Raw genomic sequence first — 18,501 nt, 5'->3', positions numbered from 1 at the left:
GGAGGATATCGTTTGGATCGCCGGTCGCTCGCCAGGCGCCGATAAGCCTCAGGCAGCCAGCTCCGGCACAGGCCCGACATAGCGCGACTGCGGGCGGATCAGCCGCCCGATCGTCTGCTGCTCGCGCGCATGCGCGATCCAGCCGGCGACGCGCCCGGTGGCAAAGACATTGCTGAAAGCTTGTGGCGGAAAGCCCGCCGCCTCCAGCAGCAGCGCGGTGTAGAACTCGACATTGGTCTGCAGCGAGCGCGACGGCTTGGCAATCCGCAGCACGTCGAGTGCGGCTTGCTCCACTGTCTCCGCGAAGGCCAGCCGGCGGCCGGTTTCGCCCTCGCCGCCGAGTTGCCGCACGACCGCCTTCAGCACATCAGCGCGCGGATCGCGCACGCGGTAGATGCGATGACCGAAACCCATGATGCGCTCGCCATGCGCGATCTCGTCGCGCAGCCAGCCGGCGGCATCGCCATGCGCCTGGATCGCATCCAGCATCTCGATCACCGGACCGGGCGCCCCGCCATGCAGCGGCCCCTTGAGTGCGCCGAGCCCGGCCAGCACGGAGGATGTCAGGCCGGCCTGCGTCGAGGCCACCACGCGCGTCGCAAAGGTCGATGCGTTGAGGCCGTGGTCGCAGACGGTCACCAGATAGGTGTCGAGCGCCTTCGCCAGCGCCGGCGAGGCGACGCTGCCGTTCAGCATCCTCAACATGTCGGCGGCATGATCGGCCCGGCTGTCCGGCGCGATCGGCTCCTCGCCGCGCTGCAGGCGCAGCAGGGCCGGCGTCAGCACGGCGGGCGCTGCGATGAGCAGCAAGGCGTTCGTCGATGTGTCGCCGTCCGGCAGCAGCGCCATGCCGGCGCGCATGGCGCTGTAGACATCGAGCGACGCCAGCCGGGGCAACGAGGGTAAAAGCCGTTCGAACACCTCAGCACGTGCCTGGCCCAGCTCACCCGTCAGCTTCGCGTCGGCGGGAAGGTCGTCGAAGAAGCCGTCGAGCAGCAGGCGCATCACCTGAGCATAGTCCCAGCGGCCGGCCAGCTCGGGCAGCGAATGACCTCGGATCGTCAGCCGGCCGCCAAGACCATCCACATCGGAAAGCACGGTTTCCGCCGCCACCACGTCATCGAGCCCATTCGCCATAGCCTGTCTCCTTGAAGCATTTCCAGATCGGAGATAGAGATGGGCAACGTTTCCATCAATCTTGATCAATAGAATCAATATTTGGGTTCGATATGTCGGAGTGGTTGTCCAGAGAAGAAGCGCTGGAGAGGCTCAAGGTGCGGGCGCAGACGCTGTACGCCTATGTCAGCCGTGGGCGCATCGGCATGCGGCCCGACCGCGCCGATCCGCGCCGCAGCCAGTATCGTGCCGACGATATAGAAGCGCTGGCAACGCGGAGGGCGCGCGGACGGAGCCCATCAGCCATCGCTGAAAGCGCCATTGCCTGGGGCGAGCCCTCGATCGCAACGGCGATCTCGACCGTCTCGCACGGTCGGCTCATCTATCGCGGGCAGGACGCCGCGGTGCTCTCCGGGCACGCCACACTGGAAGAAGCCGCCGCCGTTCTCTGGGCTCTGCCGGAACCGGTGGCTTTCGAAGCACCATTGCCGGACGCACCCCATCAAGCTGGCCGGGCTGCGGCCTTTGCGCGACTTGCCGTGCTTGCCGGCCAGGGGCGCCCATCGCTTGGGCGCAGCGCCGCCTCGCTGCATGCCGACGCCGCGCACACGGTCGGCGTGCTGGCCGCCGCGCTGGGCGCACCGGCGGGGCCGGATCCGGTCCATCAGCGGCTTGCGCAGGACTGGTCGGTGGATGCCGGCGGCGCAGATGCGATCCGCCGCGCGCTTGTCCTGCTTGCCGATCATGAGCTGAATGCATCGACCTTCGCCGCGCGCGTCGCAGCCTCCACCGGCGCGCCGCTGGCCGCTTGCCTGCTGGCGGGGCTCGCGACGCTGTCAGGCCCTCGCCATGGCGGCGCCGGCGAGGCGGTGATGCAACTGGCCGAGGATGCTGCGCGGCATGGCGCCGATGCGGCGATTCGGCGCTGGCTCAGCCATGACCGGCCGCTGCCGGGGTTCGGTCATCAGCTCTATCCCGACGGCGACCCCCGAGGGGCAGCGCTTCTGTCGGTGATCGAGGTTGACGGCACACTATCGTCGCTGCGCGACGCTGCCTTTGCGGCGACCGGCGCGCTTCCCAACATCGACTTTGGGCTGGCCGCGCTGACGCGCAGTCTTGGCTTGCCGCGCGATACGCCGTTCCGCCTGTTTGCGCTCGCACGCAGCGTCGGCTGGGCAGCGCACACGGTCGAACAGATAACAGGCGGAGGCCTTATCCGGCCGCGCGGCCGCTACGAGGGAATACTGCCGTAAGATCGCGAGAGCGCCAGGCGCTCACGACATCGTGTCGAGTTTGCGCTGCATGGCCGCGATCTGGTCCTTCAGCTCCTGAAGGTCGTCGGGCTTGTCAGCCGTTTCCTTCCTGGCCGGCTCGGGCGTTGGCGCAGCCGCCGGCGTAGAGCCAGCGGGCGGGAACGGCGTGAACAGCCGCATCGCATTCTGGAACATTTCCATGTTGCGGCGTGTCTGTTCCTCCAGCGCCTTGATCGGCGTAGTGATCTTCATCATGTCGAGCGGCGACTTGCCGATCGCCCCCTTCATCTGCTCGCGAAAGCGCTCCTGCTCCTTGGAAAAGGCGAGCATCGACTGTTCGAGGAAGCTCGGCACGATCATCTGCATCTGGTCGCCGTAATAAGCGATGAGCTGGCGCAGGAACGGGATCGGCAGCATGTTTTGCCCGTCCTTGTTCTCCAGTTCGAAGATGATCTGGGTCAGCACCGGATGCGTGATGTCGTCGCCGGTCTTGGCGTCCTGGACGGTGAACTCCTCGCCCTTCTTGACCATCTCGGCGAGGTCCTCGAGCGTCACATAGGTGCTGGTGCCGGTGTTGTAGAGGCGGCGATTGGCGTATTTCTTGATGATGATCGGATCGTCTTTAGCGGCCATCTACATCCTCCCGGGGACACCGGCGCGCCTCTGAGCAAGCCGCCGATAACGATTGTGCCTTTTTTTTGAGGATATGCGCAAAAGCTTCACAATTCCAAGCAGTTTGTGCAGTGCGGGATCACTAAATGCTGCATAGCAGGCAAAATATGCTGCGCAGCAATGGACGAATGGCCGCCATGGCAAGGCACGACCTGCTTGCGGCGCATGGGCGCCCTGCCTATTTCCGGTTTGACTTGGGGTTGGGAAAGGGCAAGAAAAGTCCCTAACGACAGAACGACACCCTTGAAGTCTGGAGAAGAAAATGTCCGCTTCCATCGTCATTGCCAGCGCGGCGCGCACGCCGGTCGGCTCCTTCAACGGCGCCTTTGCCGCCACCCCGGCGCATGAGCTCGGTGCCGTTGTCATCAGGGAATTGCTGTCACGTGCCGGTGTCGAACCAGGCGAGGTCGACGAGGTCATCCTCGGCCAGGTGCTGACCGCCGCGCAAGGCCAGAACCCGGCCCGCCAGGCATCGATCAATGCTGGCTTGCCCAAGGAAACCACAGCCTGGGGCCTCAATCAGGTTTGCGGCTCGGGCCTGCGTGCCATTGCGCTCGGCATGCAGCAGATCGCCACCGGCGATGCCAAGGTCATCGTCGCCGGCGGCCAGGAATCGATGTCGCTTTCGACCCATGCCCAGCACCTGCGCGCCGGCGTCAAGATGGGCGACTTCAAGTTGATCGACACCATGATCAAGGACGGGCTGTGGGATGCCTTCAACGGTTATCACATGGGCAACACCGCCGAAAACGTGGCACGTCAGTTCCAGATCACCCGCGAAGGCCAGGATCAGTTTGCGCTGGCTTCGCAGAACAAGGCCGAGGCCGCGCAAAAGGCCGGCAAGTTCAAGGACGAGATCGTCGCCGTCACACTCAAGGGCAAGAAGGGCGACACCATTGTCGACCAGGACGAATACATCCGCCATGGCGCCACGCTCGACGCCATGACCAAGCTGAAGCCGGCCTTTGACAAGGACGGCACGGTGACCGCCGCCAACGCCTCCGGCATCAATGACGGTGCCGCCGGCGCGCTGCTGATGAGCGAGGCGGAAGCGGTGAGGCGCGGCATCACCCCGCTGGCACGCATCGTGTCCTGGGCAACCGCCGGCGTCGATCCGCAGATCATGGGCACCGGCCCGATCCCAGCATCGCGCAAGGCCTTGGAAAAGGCCGGCTGGTCGGTCGGCGATCTCGACCTGGTCGAGGCCAACGAGGCCTTTGCCGCGCAGGCCTGCGCCGTCAACAAGGACATGGGCTGGGACCCCTCGATCGTCAACGTCAATGGCGGCGCCATCGCCATCGGCCACCCGATCGGTGCTTCCGGCGCCCGTGTCTTCAACACGCTGGTCTTCGAGATGCGCCGGCGCGGCGCCAAGAAGGGTCTCGCTACCCTGTGCATCGGCGGCGGCATGGGCGTCGCCATGTGTATCGAAGCACTCTGAAGAACTCACTAACCGGGCGGCGCGAGCCGCCCGTTCTGTATCCAGTGCCTGCCAAGCCCGACAACAGGGCGGTATCAAAAAAAGGGGAAATGCATGACCAAGGTAGCAATCGTCACAGGCGGATCGCGCGGCATCGGGGCGGCGATCTCGATCGCATTGAAGACCGTCGGCTATTCGGTTGCCGCGAACTACGCCGGCAATGACGCCGCAGCGGCGAAATTCAAGGCCGAGACCGGCATTCCGGTCTACAAATGGTCGGTCGCCGACTATGATTCCTGCGCGGCCGGCATCAAGCAGGTCGAGGCCGATCTCGGCCCGGTCTCGGTGCTGGTCAACAATGCCGGCATCACCCGCGACGCCATGTTCCACAAGATCACGCGCGAGCAGTGGAAAGAGGTCATCGACACCAACCTGTCCGGCGTCTTCAACATGACGCATCCGCTGTGGAGCGGCATGCGCGACCGCAAGTTCGGCCGCGTCATCACCATCTCGTCGATCAACGGCCAGAAAGGCCAGGCCGGCCAGGTCAACTATTCCGCCGCGAAGGCTGGCGACATCGGTTTCAGCAAAGCCCTCGCTCAAGAGGGAGCCCGCGCGGGCATCACCGTCAACGTCATCTGCCCTGGCTACATCGCCACCGAGATGGTCAAGGCGATCGACGAGAGGGTGCTCAACGACCGCATCATCCCGCAAATCCCCGTCGGTCGCCTCGGCGAACCGGAAGAGATCGCGCGCTGCGTAGTCTTCCTCGCATCCGAAGATGCCGGCTTCATCACCGGCTCGACCATCACGGCCAACGGTGGCCAATACTTCGCCTGACGACGTGGCGATGTAGGAGATCGACGGGCCGGCACACCGGCCCGTTTCCGGCACGGTCCCTTTGACGTGCTCGCGACCGTAGCTGACCCAATTCGGCACGCGAAGGTTAACAGCCGGCAGCAGCCCTGTGCAAAAGCTCCCTGGCAACCTGTGGATTCTCGGTGGATAAACTGTTCACAACACAAGATATTGAGGTGAACAAATCGGGAAAATTACGCCATCGCCGATTCGTCGCCGATTCGTTCCGGCTATGAGCTGAACGTTAACGACGACAGCCGGAATCGCCTGCCCAACTGCTTAACGCAGGTTAAGAAAGATCAACAATTTCATAATGTTGGTCGAGGCGCGCCAAGCCACCGTGATTGTTTCCAGGCAAAGGTTAACGGCAACGCCCTCTTAGCATCAAACGGGCCAGTTCAGCGATTCAGCATGTGGTGCGACTCGCGGTCGCGAAATCCACATGTAGCCGTGAACAAAAGCTGAATCTGCAGGAGTCACTGATTCGTCGCCGATTCGTTCCAGACTCGTTCTATCCGTTAATCCGCAGCCGATTGAAAGCTTGACAAAACCACCTTCTCGCCGCCGACGGAACATTCCGCTTTCGCTTCGCGCCCGAAATCCCTATGTGTCGCCTGTCATACGCGCCATTTGAGGCACGCTCCCGACAACCAGAGGCCAAGAAGCCTTATTTCCAGGTCCCAGAAGCCTTATTCTAGGTTGATGAACATCCAGCCCAAACACACCGAGCCGCTGATCCTGTCGGGCCGCGACGTGACCGCCGTGCTCGGGCCGACCAACACCGGCAAGACCCATCTCGCAATCGAGCGCATGGTGGCGCATGAGAGTGGTATCATCGGCCTGCCGCTCAGGCTGCTGGCGCGCGAGGTCTACGCCCGTGTCTGCGAAAAGGTCGGCGCCCACAAAGTGGCGCTGATCACCGGCGAGGAAAAGATCCAGCCGCCGGGCGCCAGATATTCGGTCTGCACTGTCGAGGCCATGCCGCGCGAGACCGACGCCGCCTTCGTCGCCATCGACGAAGTGCAGCTCGCCGGCGACCTCGAGCGTGGCCACATCTTCACCGACCGCATCCTGCATCTGCGCGGCCGCCAGGAAACGCTGCTGCTCGGTGCAGCCACCATGCATGGCATTCTGCAGCGCCTGCTGAGGGGTGTCTCGGTGGTGACGCGGCCGAGGCTGTCGCATCTTGCCTATGCCGGCTCCAAGAAGCTGACCCGCCTGCCGCGGCGCACGGCGATCGTCGCCTTCTCGGCCGACGAGGTCTACGCCATCGCCGAGCTGATCCGCCGCCAGCAGGGCGGTGCCGCCGTTGTGCTCGGCGCGCTCTCGCCGCGCACCCGCAACGCCCAGGTGGCGCTGTTCCAGTCCGGCGATGTCGATTATCTCATCGCCACCGATGCCATCGGCATGGGTCTCAACCTCGATCTCGACCACGTCGCCTTCGCCCAGAACCGCAAGTTCGACGGCTTCCAGTATCGCAACCTGACCGCGGCCGAGCTCGGCCAGATCGCCGGCCGCGCCGGCCGGCATCTGCGTGACGGTACGTTCGGTGTCACCGGCCAGGTCGACCCGCTGGACGAAGAGCTGATCAAGAAGATCGAAGGCCACGATTTCGATCCGGTGAAGGTGCTGCAGTGGCGCACCGCGCATTTCGACTTTGCCAGCCTCGACGCGCTGAAGCGCTCGATCGAGACCAACGCCCCCGTCGAGGGACTGACGCGGGCATTGCCTGCCGTCGATGCACAGGCGCTCGAGCATCTATCGCGCGACGAGGACATTCGCGCACTCACCACCAATGCCAAGCGCGTGGCGCTGCTGTGGGAAGCCTGCGCGCTGCCCGACTACCGCAGGATCGCGCCGGCGCAGCATGCCGACCTCATCGCTTCCATTTACACGGACCTCGCACGCTACGGCCATGTCGACGAGAATTACATGGCCGAGCAGGTGCGCCGCGCCGATACCACCGAGGGCGATATCGACACGCTGTCGCATCGCATTGCCCAGATCCGCACCTGGACATTCGTGTCGAACCGGCCCGGCTGGCTGGCCGATCAGGCACACTGGCAGGAAAAGACGCGCGAAATCGAAGACAGATTGTCGGATGCGCTGCATGAGCGGTTGACGAAACGCTTCGTAGACCGCAGGACTTCCGTCCTCATGCGGCGCCTTAGAGAAAATACCATGCCCGAAGCCGAAATTAGTCCTACCGGAACCGTCCTTGTCGAAGGCCACCATGTCGGCGAGTTGCAAGGGTTCCGCTTCACCGCCGACCAGACCGCCGGCGGCGAAGACGCCAAGGCGGTGCGCACCGCCGCCCAGAAGGCGCTGGCCGCCGAGTTCGAAGCGCGCGCCGAACGCTTCGGCGCCTCGGCCAATGGCGACATCGCGCTTGGCTCGGATGGTACGCTGCGCTGGATCGGCGCGCCGATCGGCACGCTGGTATCAGGCGAAGACGCGCTGAAGCCGCGCCTGGTGCTGCTGGCCGACGAACAGCTGACCGGCCCGGCGCGCGACAAGGTCGCCGCGCGTGCAGAGCGATTCGTCAATTTCCAGATCGAGTCGCTGCTGAAGCCGCTGGTCGACCTCAGGAACGCCGACCAGATTTCTGGCATCGGCCGCGGCATCGCCTTCCAGCTGGTCGAGAATTTCGGCCTCATCAACCGCCGCGACATCGCCGAGGAGATGAAGTCGCTCGACCAGGAAGGCCGCGCCGCCCTTCGCCGGCTTGGCGTGCGCTTCGGCGCCTACCATGTCTTCGTGCCGGCGCTGATCAAGCCGGCGCCTGCCGGGCTGGTGACATTGCTGTGGGCGCTGAAGAACGACGGCAAGGACAAGCCGGGCTTTGGCGACGTGGTCCATGCGCTCGCCTCGGGTCGCACCTCGGTGGTGATCGACCCTGCTTTCGACAAGACGTTCTACAAGCTTGCCGGCTACCGCAATCTCGGCCGTCGCGCCGTGCGCATCGACATACTGGAACGGCTGGCGGATCTGATCCGTCCGGCGACCAACTGGAAGCCCGGCCTCGGTCAGCGCCCGGACGGCGCCTATGACGGCCAGTCCTTCATGGTGACGCCGCCGATGATGTCGATCCTCGGCGCCACCGCCGACGACATGGAAGAAATCCTCAAGGGTCTCGGCTATCGTGCCGAGCCGAAGCCGGCCGTCGAGGTCAAGGCGCGGCTCGAAGCACAGGACAATGCCGCGCGCGAAGCGGCGGTGGCGAAGCTTGCGACGGAAGAAGCTGCACGAGCCGAGCAGGCCGAAGCGGCGGAAGCCGCGGCAACGGATGCCGCAGCAGAGGCAGCAATCGAAGGGTCGGAGCCGGCATCGGACGCAGTGGCCGTTTCGGAAACCGCGGCCGAAATTCCCGCCGAAATCACCCCCGACGCCGCGGCTGAACCTGCTGCGCCTGCCGTGGAAGAACAGGCGGACGCTCCTGTCGAAACCGTGCAAGACGAAGCGCCTGTAGCCGAGGCTGCGCCCGACGTCGCCGAACCGGCGCCGATTGAACCGCAGGCAGAGACTGAGACTGCCGAGATCGAAGTTGCAGCGGCAGAAGAAGCCGCAACGGCCGAGTTGGTGTCAAATGCCGCGCCGGCAACGGACGCCGCGCCGGACGAACCTGTGGCGGTGACTGAAGCAGCCGCTGGCGAACCCGCTCCGGAAGCCGAAGCGCCAAAACCCATCCTGTTGTGGCGTCAGGGCCGGTTCGAACAGCGTCCGCGCAACCGCGACGACAACCGAAGGAACAATCGCCCACGCAACGGACAAGCGCGCGGTCGAAGCGATGCACCCGTGGATACCGCCGGCGCACCGGCCGTAGCTGCACCCGGAGAACGGCCTGCCCATGAAGGCCGGCGCGATGGAGCCGGCAAGCCGCGCTTCGACCGCTCGAAATTCAAACCCAAGCCGCAGGCCGAAGGCGAACAGCGGCGTGACGGCAGGCCGCAAGGCGAGCGTCCCGACCGCCGTGAGGGCCGTCCCGACTGGAAGGGTGGCAGGCCGGATGCCAAAGGTGGTCCGCAAGGCGGCAAGCCGGCCTTCCAGCCCAAGCCGCGCGAGGAGCGCCCGGTGCGCTTCGACCCGGATTCGCCCTTCGCCAAGCTCGCCGCATTGCGCGACCAGTTGAAGAAGTAGAACCCGGCTCGCTTCGATGGTTGCCGAAGGCCGCCAGCGCATCGACAAATGGCTGTTCTTCTCACGCGCCGTGAAATCGCGCTCGCTGGCGGCAAAACTGGTCGTCGCCGGCCGCGTCCGCATCAATCGCGACAAAGCAGCGCAGGCCTCCGATCAGGTCAAGCCAGGCGACGTCCTGACCATCACGCTCGAGCGCCGCATCTTCATCTGGAAGGTGCTCGGCGCCGGTACGCGGCGCGGCCCGGCCGAGGAGGCCCGTACGCTTTACGAGGACATGTCGCCACCGCCCGCACCGAAGGGCGAAGCCCCTCCCGATGCAATTCCGGGGCTGCGCGAGGCCGGCAGCGGCCGCCCGACCAAGAAGGAACGTCGCCAGACCGACCGATTGCTCGGCGAAGACTGATGCCTGGCGTCCAAAAACACGCAGCGGTTTTGGGACAACGGCACGCCTGAGGCGAGAACTGAGCCCGGCAAACAGACGCTCTGCGGGACATGACTGACTTCCGCCGGGCCTTCAGTCTGGAATTCCATTCCGGAAACACCGGCACCGTCCGCAATGGCTACCCTTGCAAGCGGTCGACAAAGGCGTTACCTGACGGAAAAAGCCCAACAAAATGGGACGTCCCGGAGCCGACCGATGACCTATGTCGTGACCGACAATTGCATCAAATGCAAATACATGGACTGCATCGAAGTCTGTCCGGTCGACTGTTTCTACGAAGGCGAGAACATGCTCGTCATCCATCCCGACGAGTGCATCGACTGCGGCGTTTGCGAGCCGGAATGCCCGGCCGACGCGATCAAGCCTGACACCGAACCCGGCCTCGACAAATGGCTGCAGGTCAACACCGAATACGCCGACAAATGGCCCAACATCACCGCCAAGAAGGAACCGCCGGCCGACGCCAAATCCTTCGACGGCGAGGCCGGCAAGTTCGAGAAATACTTCTCGGCAGAGCCCGGCGAAGGCGATTGACAACACGGCCGCAAAGGCCGGTATTACGCTGGGTAAGAGGCACGTCGCATTAACCGGCTTGACAGGCGGCGCTGGCCTGTGGCCTTCGCTTGTGCAGCAAAACCTTGATTCTTCCGACTTTTTGTGTTACATCAGCGAAACATGCCGGTGACACAACGTCGATTTATGGCGCAGACGCCCCAAATCACTGAAAGGTGAAAATCCCATTCGGACCAGAGCGATCTGGGCCAGGCGGTCGCAATGTCGCGTTTGCCGGTCCGGCTTTTCCGATGGGTTCATCTGTTGTGCGGCTAACGATCGGCTTCCCCGATCGCGCGAGTTCGGACCGGCAGGACGCCGGTGCCACAACAAGGAGTTCAGGGCGTAATGGCAACGATCACCCCGCAGAAGAAGTCCACCGCTGCGCGTCACGGTTTCAAGACCGGCGAGTACATCGTCTACCCGGCGCACGGCGTCGGCCAGATCGTCTCGATCGACGAGCAGGAAGTTGCTGGACACAAGCTGGAACTGTTCGTCATCGACTTTTCGAAGGACAAGATGCGCCTGAAGGTGCCGGTCGCCAAGGCGACCTCCATCGGCATGCGCAAGCTGTCGGAAGAGGATTATGTCGAGCGCGCGCTGAAGGTCGTGCAGGGCCGCGCCCGCGTCAAGCGCACCATGTGGTCGCGCCGTGCCCAGGAATATGATGCGAAGATCAATTCGGGCGACCTGATCTCGATCTCGGAAGTCGTGCGCGACCTCTACCGTGCCGACAACCAGCCGGAGCAGTCCTATTCCGAGCGCCAGCTCTATGAGGCGGCGCTCGACCGCATGGCCCGCGAGATCGCGGCCGTCAACCGCATGTCGGAAACCGAAGCCGTGCGCTTGATCGAGGTCAACCTCAACAAGGGCCCTAAGCGTGGCGCCAAGGCTGACAACGAAGAGGCCGAGCAGGAAGAAGCTGCCTGATCCTTCTCGCCTTTGATTCGAGAGATCCTGCCTGAAACGATTGGAGGCTCCGGTTTGACCGGGGCCTCTTTTGCTTTCGGGCGGCGGCTTCGATGTTGATGATGTACTGCGCACCAGCGTGCTGCATCGCGGCTTGCTGGCGCGCTCCGGGCCGTCCAGCGCGCGTTTTCGGTTAACGTTTGTCCCCACTTGTCGCCTTGCCAGCAAAGCAGACCGCAGCAATGGTTTCGCGCAATTCCTCGTCGGCGATCGGCTTGTGCAGGATGCGGCTGCCGCTGGCGCTGATCTCCTTGAGGCGCGAAGGCGAGGTATCGCCGGTGATGATGATGGTCGGGACAACGCGGCCGATATGGGCGTGAAGCGCACGGATCGCGTCGGTGCCGGTGGTATCATTCTCGAGACGGTAGTCTGCGATGATCAGGTCGACCGGCGCATCGCCGGCAGCCAGCGCCGCCGCATGGGCCTTCCGCGCCTCTCCGGCGGAGCGGCCGGGATAGACACGATGTCCCTCCAGGCTGAGCAAGCGCACCATGGCATCGAGAACATCGCCCTCGTCCTCGACCACGATGATGCCCGCGGCACTGCTGACCGGCGATGTCGTGTCGACCGCTAAGCGAGCTTGCACCGCGCCGGCCTTCGCGACGGTGATGGAAAACAGGGAACCGCGTCCGGATGTCGAAGCCAATTTCAGGGGGTGCCCCAACAGTTCGGCGGTGCGGCGAACGATGGCGAGCCCGAGTCCCAGGCCTTGCGTGCGGTCCCGCGCCGGGTTCTGCAACTGCACGAACTCCTCGAAGACCATCCCCTGCTGATCGGCGGGGATGCCGGGGCCGCTGTCCAGGACCTGTATCTCCACACATGCGCCGCGCCGGCGACAGCCCAGCAGGACACCACCTTGCTTGGTGTAGCGAAAGGCATTCGACACCAGGTTGTTGAGAATGCGCTTCAGCATCATCGGGTCGCTGTCGACGTAGAGGCCGCTGTCGACCACGCGCCACCTAAGTCCGCGCTGTTTCGCCTCGGCGGCGAATTCATTGCGAAGATCACCAAAGAGGTCGCGCAGCGGCACCGCCTCGCTCGCGACCGTGACGATGCCCGCATCGAGCCGGGAGATATCGAGCAAAGCGTTGAGCAGCCCACTGAAGTTGCTGACAACCGATTTCGCTCGGCTGGCCAGGTCGCGCGCCTCGCCGGAGGGTACGTCGCCGCGCTGCCCCAAAACGGCAAGCGTCGAGACCAGCAGGCTCAGGGCATGGATCGGTTGGCGCAGATCGTGACTCGCCGCCGCCAGAAAACGCGTCTTGGCACGGTCGGCGGTTTGCGCCCTGTCGCGTTCCTCTTGCAGATGCTCGACCAGCGTTTCGTTCTCCAATCGCAGGCTGACGGTTTCGCGCAGCATGCGGTAGGTGATACGGCAGTAGTAGAAATTGATCGCCACCAGCGATGCGAGCAGGAACAGGAAGGCGCCGGAAATATCGCTTTGGGTGGTCAGGCAGCGAAGAGCGACCGGCACCACCGTTGCCAGGATGGAACCAACCAGCGCCGGTGGAAAGGCCGACAGAGACGGCACCGTGCCGCAGACGAGACCAGTCAGGACAATGACCGTGAAGGACAGCACGATCGGCGCCTCGGGCATGAAGCCGACCCAGCCAAGCACACCCCACAGAAGGCCCGACATGCAGGAAAACGCCGTAGCCAGCCATGCCCAGCGCAAGATCGAGTGGCGATCCCGGGCGCGGCTGAAAAACCGGCGCGACGCCAGCACCCGGATAGCCGTCAGCAGATACAGCGCCGCTAGCCAGCCGATCAGCCAATTGGTGGAAACGGCCGTTCTCAGCACATAGACCGCCGCCATCTAGATCACGATGTTGGAGATGACCACGCCGTAGGAATTGCGATACAGGAGTTCGATCAGGGCCTGGCGTATCTTGTCTTCCTGCATCGAAGCCCTCCAATTGCCCCAAGTATTCTCCGGGCGGTCTTCCCCGGTACCGTTGATCTACCGGCAACCTGTTTCGCATAGATTGGCGATTGATCCATATACGCCGCTGCAGTCCTGGATGGTGCCGTGATGAATCGCCCGCTCACCGCCATACTCGCCGACGACCATGCCATCGTGCGCGAGGGGCTGAAGCTGCTCATCTCGGCAATGGACAATGTCTCGGTCGTCGCCGAGGCTGCGGATGGCGAGGCGCTGCTTGGCCAGCTGCGAAGCACGCGCGCCGACCTTTTGATCCTCGACCTCGGCATGCCAGGTGTCGCCGGGATGCAGTTCATCGCCACCATCAGGACCTTGGCGCCACGCCTGCGGATCGTGGTGCTGACGGCCAATATCGAGCCGAGGACGGTGCGCGCCGCGCTCAGTGCCGGCGCCAACGCCTACCTGACCAAGGACGGCGATCCCGAGGAACTTGGCGTCGCCATCGAAGCGGTCAAGAACGGAGGCACCTATCTGGCGAAAACCGTTCGCTTCGCCGTCAGCGATATGGGCAGGGGCAGCGAGCCGATAGCCGCACAGGAAATCCTCTCCCCGGTGCCGCTGACGCGGCGCGAACGGCAGATCCTTCAACTGGTGGCGCAAGGCATGATCACGCGCGACATCGCCGAACGGTTGGGGATCAGCCTGCCGACCGCTCGCAAGCATCGCGAAAACCTGATGGGCAAGCTCAATCTCCACAACACCGCCGAACTAACCGTCTACGCGGTTCGTCTGGGATTGCCCGCCGGCTGACATCACAGCCGCGACGATGGGCAACCCCGCAACGTCCCCTTAACCATCGGCAGATTAGCCAAGCCCGATCACGATCCAAATACGGCATCTGCCGTATGTTTTCGGCCTGACCCCCAGCCTACTCCTCCCACGGCTTGATCACATGGGAGGAGCCGTCATGCCGTCGCTGGATCTTTGGATTCCGTTCGCCCTCGCAACGCTCGCCTTCGCCTGCATGCCAGGGCCGGCGATTCTCTACATGACCGCGCAAACGCTGGCCCATGGCCGTCAGGCGGGATTGATGGCGGCACTGGGTGTTCATCTCGGCTGTTACGTGCACATCCTGGCCGCGGCGGTCGGGCTCGCCGCACTGATGGAACACGCGCCGGTCGCTTTCTCGATGATCCGATTGGCGGGCGCCATATATCTTATTTCGTTGGGCCTTGCCATGTTCCTGGGCTGGAACCGGATGGGCGAGGACGGTGCCAGGCCGGCGCCGAACACATTTCGCGACAGCATGGTCGTCGAGATCCTCAATCCCAAGACGGCACTGTTCTTCCTGACCTTCCTGCCGCAGTTCGTGGACCCGTCAGCCGCCATTGCCGTAGGGTTGCAATTCCTCATCCTCGGCATCGTCGTCAATCTCATCTTCTCGATGGCCGACCTGGCGGCGGTCGGCATCGCCTCGCTCGCCGTTGGCCGGTTCACTGGCGGCGGCGCCGGATGGGTGATCCCCAAGACATGCGGTTCGATCCTCATCGGACTTGGCGTGGCGCTCGTCAGCCATCATATCTGAACCTGCAAATGAAAAGCCGCGGCTGGGGCCATCACCCGAATTCAACACACTCTGGGCCGCGCGCTTACGCGCCGCCGCCTTCCTTCTCAGCCTCCTGCTTCAGCGTCGCAATGAAGCGCTTGGTCCGTTGCTGCTCCGGATTGTTGAACAGCACCGCGGCCGGTCCCTTCTCGACGACGAGACCGGCATCGAGGAACACCACTTCCTGGGCGATCTTGGAGGCGAGGCGCAGATCATGCGTCGCCATCACCATGGTCGTGCCTTCGCTGGCGAGCTTGCCGAGCACGTCGACCACCTCTTGCGCCAGCTCCGGGTCGAGCGCCGAAGTCGGCTCGTCGCAGAGCAGCACTTTCGGTGACGGCGCCAACGCGCGGGCGATCGCCACGCGCTGCTGCTGGCCGCCCGACAAGGTCGCTGGCCAAGCGTCGGCCTTGTGCGCCATCCCCACCTTCTCCAGCAAAGCCAGCGCCCGCTCGCGTGCCCTCTCAGGCGGCCATCTCAGCACCGTCACCAGCCCTTCCATGACATTCTCGATCGCGGTGCGATGCGGAAACAGTTGAAAATTCTGAAACACCATGCCGGTCTGCAGCCGCAGGCGCTGGATATCCCTGGCCGGAACCCTGCCGCCGAGGTGGAATTCGAGCGTCTCGTCGCCGATCCGCACCGTGCCCGAGGTCGGGATTTCCAGGAGGTTGATGCAGCGCAGCAGGGTGCTCTTCCCCCCGCCCGAAGGTCCGACCAGCGCCGTGACGCTGCCTTCGGCAATGGTGACCGTCACGCCCTTCAACACGAGATTGTCGCCGAAGCGCTTTTCGATGTTGCTGAGGCCTATCATGAGCGTGCCTCCAGGAAGCCGCCATAGCGGTTGAGCCGGATCTCCAGCCGCGTCTGCAAGGCCGACAGCACCGAACTCAGCGCCAGATAAAGGATCGCCGCCTCGACATAGAGGATCAGCGGCTCATAGGTGGTGGCGACGATGCGCTGCGCCGCCTGGAACATCTCCGGCACGGTGATGGCGGCGGCCAGCGACGTGTCCTTGACCAGCGAGATGAAGGTGTTGGAGAGCGGCGGCACCGCGACCCGGCCGGCTTGCGGCAGAATGGTGCGCCGCATCGCCTGGCCCCAGGTCATGCCGATCGAATAGGCGGCTTCCCACTGGCCTTTCGGCACCGAGCCTATGGCCGCGCGGATGATTTCCGACGTGTAGGCGCCGATGTTCAAGGTAAAGCCGATCAGCGCCGCCGTGAAGGCGTCGAGCAGGATCCCGACCGACGGCAGGCCGTAGAAGATGAGGAACAGCTGCACCAGGAGCGGCGTACCGCGGAAGATCCAGACATAGAAGCGCACCAGCGCGACCAGCGGCTTGGGGCCGAACAGCCGGGCGAGTGCAGCACCCAGGCCGACCGTCAAGCCGAGAGCAAAGGACAATAGCGTCAGCGGCACGGTGAAGATCAGCGCCGCCCACAGGAGCGAAGGCAGCGACTCCAGCATCAGTTGCAGCCAGTGCGGCACGTAAGACCCTCCAGATTGGTCGAAGCAGCTTGGTCAAAGCAAGAATGCGTCGGCCATATCACGACAAAAGCGGCGGGCCGTCAAAGACGGCTCGCCGCTCGATAGTCTCATGGGCGGCGGACCGGCCCGCCTCCCGGATTACTTCGAAACGTCCTGGCCGAAATAGGTGTCGGAGATCTTCTTGTAGGTGCCGTCGGCCTTGATATCGGCCAGCGCCTTGTTGATAGCGGCGACCAGCTCCGGGTCGCCCTTGCGCACGATGACGCCGGAATAGTCGGCGTTTTCCTCTTGCGCGGCGATCCTCACATTGGCGTCGGGCTTGTGCTTCTTGAAGTCGAGGAACGACAGACTGTCATTGATCGTGGCGTCGGCGCGGCCGGTCAGAAGCAGCTGGATCGACTGGTCGAAGCCATCGGTGCCGACCAGTTCGGCGCCGTTCGTTTCGGCCAGCTTGCCGAAATTCGAGGTCAGCGACTGCGCCGACTTCTTGCCCTTGAGATCGGCGAAGCTCTTGATGTCGGTGTTGTCGCCGCGCACGATCAGCACCGCCTTGGAGGCGATGTAGGGATCGGAGAAGTCGTACTTTGCCTTGCGGGCGTCGGTGATGCCGACCTGATTGATAACGGCATCGTAGCGATTGGCGTCGAGGCCGGCGATCAGTCCATCCCACTTGCCTTCGAGGAACTCGGCCTTGACGCCAAGCTTGTCGGCGATCGCCTTGGCGATTTCGACGTCGAAGCCGACCAGTGCACCGGACGTGTCATGGTAGGTGAACGGCGCATAGGTGCCTTCCGTGCCGACCTTGATGACACCGGCGTGCTTGATCTGGTCGAGATTGGCGCCGGCATGGCCTGCAGTGACAGCCAGGGCCTGCAGCGTTCCGGCGATAATGAGCGACTTGAGCCATTTCATTTTTCTGTGATCCCGTCCTTGGCCGGCTGGCCGGCATATTTGTGAGCGCTGGAAACTGACAGATGCAAGCCGAAAAAATAAGGAACAGAATTTCAAAAACAACCGATTTATGAAACCCAGTTCTCCAACTGGAACTTTCTGCTCGTCATCGCAGCCATCACGAACCGTCCTGGGAATCCTTCAGGCAACACAATCCCGCCGCCACGGTCGCGGAACCTTTCCCGCGCATGGCAGTTCTGGCTGTTGTAGGGCACGACGCCGCCATTTCAACCCGGGCGCCAGCCAAGTTTGCAAAGTCATCCGCACCACCCAGGGAGCGCCTCATGATGGAAGACACGGCAGGACGGATCATGGTCCGCGCGGCAATGAAGGCTCCCTACCTCGAGCGTGACGAAGAGCATCGGCTTGCATTGCTCTGGAAAGAGGACAACGACCAGAACGCGCTGCACAGCATCACCGTCGCCCATATGCGGCTGGTCATTTCCATGGCCTCCAAATTCCGCCATTACGGCCTGCCGCTCGGCGACCTGGTTCAGGAGGGTCATGTCGGACTGCTCGAGGCCGCCGCCCGCTTCGAGCCGGAGCGCGAGGTGCGGTTCTCGACCTATGCGACATGGTGGATTCGCGCCTCGATGCAGGACTATATCCTGCGCAACTGGTCTATCGTGCGTGGTGGCACCAGCTCGGCCCAGAAGGCGCTGTTCTTCAATTTGCGACGCCTGCGCGCGCGGTTGGCGAATGGCACGGAGCCGCTCTCCAACGCCACGCTCTATCGCGAGGTGTCGGAGGCGCTTGGCGTCTCCGAAGCCGATGTGGCGATGATGGATTCGCGGCTCTCGGCGCCCGATTCCTCGCTCAACATGCCTATTGCCGACGATGCGGGTTCGACCGAGCGCATGGATTTCCTGATTTCGGACGATCCGCTGCCCGACGAGATCGTCGGCGACAAGATCGATGTCGCGCGCCGCTCGCTCTGGCTGAGGGAGGCGCTTCGCGCGCTCAATGCACGGGAACTGAGGATCATCGAGGAACGGCGGCTGAACGACGAGGGCGCGACACTCGAAGCGCTCGGCGAAACGCTCGGCATCTCAAAGGAACGCGTCCGCCAGATCGAGGCCCGCGCCATGGAAAAGCTCAAGGTCGCATTGGTGAAGCAGAATCCGGAGTTCATCGCGACTGCCGCCTGAACGG

General features: G+C 63.8%; 17 protein-coding genes. 11 read left to right on the top strand and 6 right to left on the bottom strand.

The features are described from left to right. Window positions 1–48: 48 nt before the first annotated feature. Complete coding sequence (locus NKJ00_RS06560; RefSeq protein ID WP_352629208.1) at window positions 49–1,137, bottom strand: citrate synthase/methylcitrate synthase; 1,089 nt, start codon at window positions 1,135–1,137, stop codon at window positions 49–51. Between the two features lie 92 nt (window positions 1,138–1,229). On the opposite strand from NKJ00_RS06560, the gene NKJ00_RS06555 reads away from it, so the two are divergent. Next, window positions 1,230–2,369, top strand: coding sequence for a citrate/2-methylcitrate synthase (locus tag NKJ00_RS06555; protein ID WP_352611413.1), 1,140 nt, complete (start codon window positions 1,230–1,232; stop codon window positions 2,367–2,369). A gap of 21 nt (window positions 2,370–2,390) precedes the next feature. Here NKJ00_RS06555 and phaR read toward each other — a convergent pair whose 3' ends face one another. Continuing rightward, entirely contained in the window at window positions 2,391–3,002 is a 612-nt protein-coding gene (gene phaR / locus NKJ00_RS06550) for a polyhydroxyalkanoate synthesis repressor PhaR (RefSeq protein WP_128305522.1), read from the bottom strand. 301 nt (window positions 3,003–3,303) lie between these two features. Between phaR and NKJ00_RS06545 the strand changes: the two genes are divergently transcribed. The 6 genes from NKJ00_RS06545 (at window position 3,304) to NKJ00_RS06520 (ending at window position 11,380) form a co-directional block, all read left to right on the top strand. Beyond that, window positions 3,304–4,482 carry an acetyl-CoA C-acetyltransferase gene (locus NKJ00_RS06545; RefSeq protein ID WP_352629207.1) on the top strand — a complete coding sequence of 393 codons (1,179 nt, stop codon included), beginning with the start codon at window positions 3,304–3,306 and terminating at the stop codon, window positions 4,480–4,482. Window positions 4,483–4,575: 93 nt separating this feature from the next. Further along, a complete protein-coding gene (gene phbB, locus NKJ00_RS06540; protein ID WP_023814310.1) occupies window positions 4,576–5,301 on the top strand; it encodes an acetoacetyl-CoA reductase in 726 nt (241 codons plus the stop codon). A 720-nt stretch (window positions 5,302–6,021) separates the two neighbouring features. Then, window positions 6,022–9,456, top strand: a complete 3,435-nt coding sequence (locus NKJ00_RS06535; protein ID WP_128305520.1) for a helicase-related protein — start codon at window positions 6,022–6,024, stop codon at window positions 9,454–9,456. A 16-nt stretch (window positions 9,457–9,472) separates the two neighbouring features. Next, window positions 9,473–9,859 carry an RNA-binding S4 domain-containing protein gene (locus tag NKJ00_RS06530; RefSeq protein ID WP_127297242.1) on the top strand — a complete coding sequence of 129 codons (387 nt, stop codon included), beginning with the start codon at window positions 9,473–9,475 and terminating at the stop codon, window positions 9,857–9,859. A gap of 234 nt (window positions 9,860–10,093) precedes the next feature. Next, on the top strand, window positions 10,094–10,432 hold the full coding sequence (gene fdxA / locus NKJ00_RS06525; RefSeq protein WP_023699302.1) for a ferredoxin FdxA: 339 nt from the start codon (window positions 10,094–10,096) through the stop codon (window positions 10,430–10,432). Window positions 10,433–10,798: 366 nt separating this feature from the next. Then, entirely contained in the window at window positions 10,799–11,380 is a 582-nt protein-coding gene (locus tag NKJ00_RS06520) for a CarD family transcriptional regulator (RefSeq protein WP_013529179.1), read from the top strand. A 172-nt stretch (window positions 11,381–11,552) separates the two neighbouring features. On the opposite strand, the gene NKJ00_RS06515 is transcribed toward NKJ00_RS06520, so the two are convergent. Continuing rightward, complete coding sequence (locus NKJ00_RS06515; RefSeq protein WP_352629205.1) at window positions 11,553–13,016, bottom strand: hybrid sensor histidine kinase/response regulator; 1,464 nt, start codon at window positions 13,014–13,016, stop codon at window positions 11,553–11,555. Window positions 13,017–13,056: 40 nt separating this feature from the next. On the opposite strand from NKJ00_RS06515, the gene NKJ00_RS06510 reads away from it, so the two are divergent. From NKJ00_RS06510 to NKJ00_RS06500, 3 genes are all read left to right on the top strand, one after another. Then, window positions 13,057–13,224 (top strand): hypothetical protein, encoded by a 168-nt coding sequence (locus tag NKJ00_RS06510; RefSeq protein ID WP_352629204.1) that lies wholly within the window; start codon window positions 13,057–13,059, stop codon window positions 13,222–13,224. A gap of 227 nt (window positions 13,225–13,451) precedes the next feature. Further along, window positions 13,452–14,111, top strand: a complete 660-nt coding sequence (locus tag NKJ00_RS06505; RefSeq protein WP_352440949.1) for a response regulator — start codon at window positions 13,452–13,454, stop codon at window positions 14,109–14,111. A 157-nt stretch (window positions 14,112–14,268) separates the two neighbouring features. Further along, window positions 14,269–14,886, top strand: a complete 618-nt coding sequence (locus tag NKJ00_RS06500; protein WP_352611411.1) for a LysE family translocator — start codon at window positions 14,269–14,271, stop codon at window positions 14,884–14,886. A 64-nt stretch (window positions 14,887–14,950) separates the two neighbouring features. On the opposite strand, the gene NKJ00_RS06495 is transcribed toward NKJ00_RS06500, so the two are convergent. From NKJ00_RS06495 to NKJ00_RS06485, 3 genes are all read right to left on the bottom strand, one after another. Beyond that, complete coding sequence (locus tag NKJ00_RS06495; RefSeq protein ID WP_352611410.1) at window positions 14,951–15,721, bottom strand: amino acid ABC transporter ATP-binding protein; 771 nt, start codon at window positions 15,719–15,721, stop codon at window positions 14,951–14,953. Continuing rightward, on the bottom strand, window positions 15,718–16,398 hold the full coding sequence (locus NKJ00_RS06490) for an amino acid ABC transporter permease (protein WP_031213968.1): 681 nt from the start codon (window positions 16,396–16,398) through the stop codon (window positions 15,718–15,720). Before NKJ00_RS06490 ends, NKJ00_RS06495 begins: the two co-directional genes overlap by 4 nt. Before the next feature lie 138 nt (window positions 16,399–16,536). Beyond that, window positions 16,537–17,310, bottom strand: coding sequence for an amino acid ABC transporter substrate-binding protein (locus NKJ00_RS06485; protein WP_128305517.1), 774 nt, complete (start codon window positions 17,308–17,310; stop codon window positions 16,537–16,539). A gap of 323 nt (window positions 17,311–17,633) precedes the next feature. On the opposite strand from NKJ00_RS06485, the gene NKJ00_RS06480 reads away from it, so the two are divergent. Then, window positions 17,634–18,497, top strand: coding sequence for an RNA polymerase factor sigma-32 (locus NKJ00_RS06480; RefSeq protein ID WP_127297424.1), 864 nt, complete (start codon window positions 17,634–17,636; stop codon window positions 18,495–18,497). The last annotated feature ends 4 nt before the right edge of the window (window positions 18,498–18,501 follow it).

The sequence above is a fragment of the Mesorhizobium sp. M0227 genome (assembly GCF_040321855.1).
GTDB lineage: Bacteria > Pseudomonadota > Alphaproteobacteria > Rhizobiales > Rhizobiaceae > Mesorhizobium.
This window is presented reverse-complemented; position numbering and strand designations above follow the sequence as displayed.

Bases quoted from the DNA above. Each gene is read 5' to 3' on its own strand.
- NKJ00_RS06530 (WP_127297242.1), top strand. From the start codon at position 9,473: ATGGTTGCCGAAGGCCGCCAGCGCATCGACAAATGGCTGTTCTTCTCA.
- NKJ00_RS06505 (WP_352440949.1), top strand. From the start codon at position 13,452: ATGAATCGCCCGCTCACCGCCATACTCGCCGACGACCATGCCATCGTG.
- NKJ00_RS06520 (WP_013529179.1), top strand. From the start codon at position 10,799: ATGGCAACGATCACCCCGCAGAAGAAGTCCACCGCTGCGCGTCACGGT.
- NKJ00_RS06495 (WP_352611410.1), bottom strand. From the start codon at position 15,721: ATGATAGGCCTCAGCAACATCGAAAAGCGCTTCGGCGACAATCTCGTG.
- phaR (WP_128305522.1), bottom strand. From the start codon at position 3,002: ATGGCCGCTAAAGACGATCCGATCATCATCAAGAAATACGCCAATCGC.
- phbB (WP_023814310.1), top strand. From the start codon at position 4,576: ATGACCAAGGTAGCAATCGTCACAGGCGGATCGCGCGGCATCGGGGCG.
- NKJ00_RS06555 (WP_352611413.1), top strand. From the start codon at position 1,230: ATGTCGGAGTGGTTGTCCAGAGAAGAAGCGCTGGAGAGGCTCAAGGTG.
- NKJ00_RS06480 (WP_127297424.1), top strand. From the start codon at position 17,634: ATGATGGAAGACACGGCAGGACGGATCATGGTCCGCGCGGCAATGAAG.
- NKJ00_RS06545 (WP_352629207.1), top strand. From the start codon at position 3,304: ATGTCCGCTTCCATCGTCATTGCCAGCGCGGCGCGCACGCCGGTCGGC.
- NKJ00_RS06535 (WP_128305520.1), top strand. From the start codon at position 6,022: ATGAACATCCAGCCCAAACACACCGAGCCGCTGATCCTGTCGGGCCGC.
- NKJ00_RS06515 (WP_352629205.1), bottom strand. From the start codon at position 13,016: ATGCCCGAGGCGCCGATCGTGCTGTCCTTCACGGTCATTGTCCTGACT.
- NKJ00_RS06510 (WP_352629204.1), top strand. From the start codon at position 13,057: ATGCAGGAAAACGCCGTAGCCAGCCATGCCCAGCGCAAGATCGAGTGG.
- fdxA (WP_023699302.1), top strand. From the start codon at position 10,094: ATGACCTATGTCGTGACCGACAATTGCATCAAATGCAAATACATGGAC.
- NKJ00_RS06485 (WP_128305517.1), bottom strand. From the start codon at position 17,310: ATGAAATGGCTCAAGTCGCTCATTATCGCCGGAACGCTGCAGGCCCTG.
- NKJ00_RS06560 (WP_352629208.1), bottom strand. From the start codon at position 1,137: ATGGCGAATGGGCTCGATGACGTGGTGGCGGCGGAAACCGTGCTTTCC.
- NKJ00_RS06500 (WP_352611411.1), top strand. From the start codon at position 14,269: ATGCCGTCGCTGGATCTTTGGATTCCGTTCGCCCTCGCAACGCTCGCC.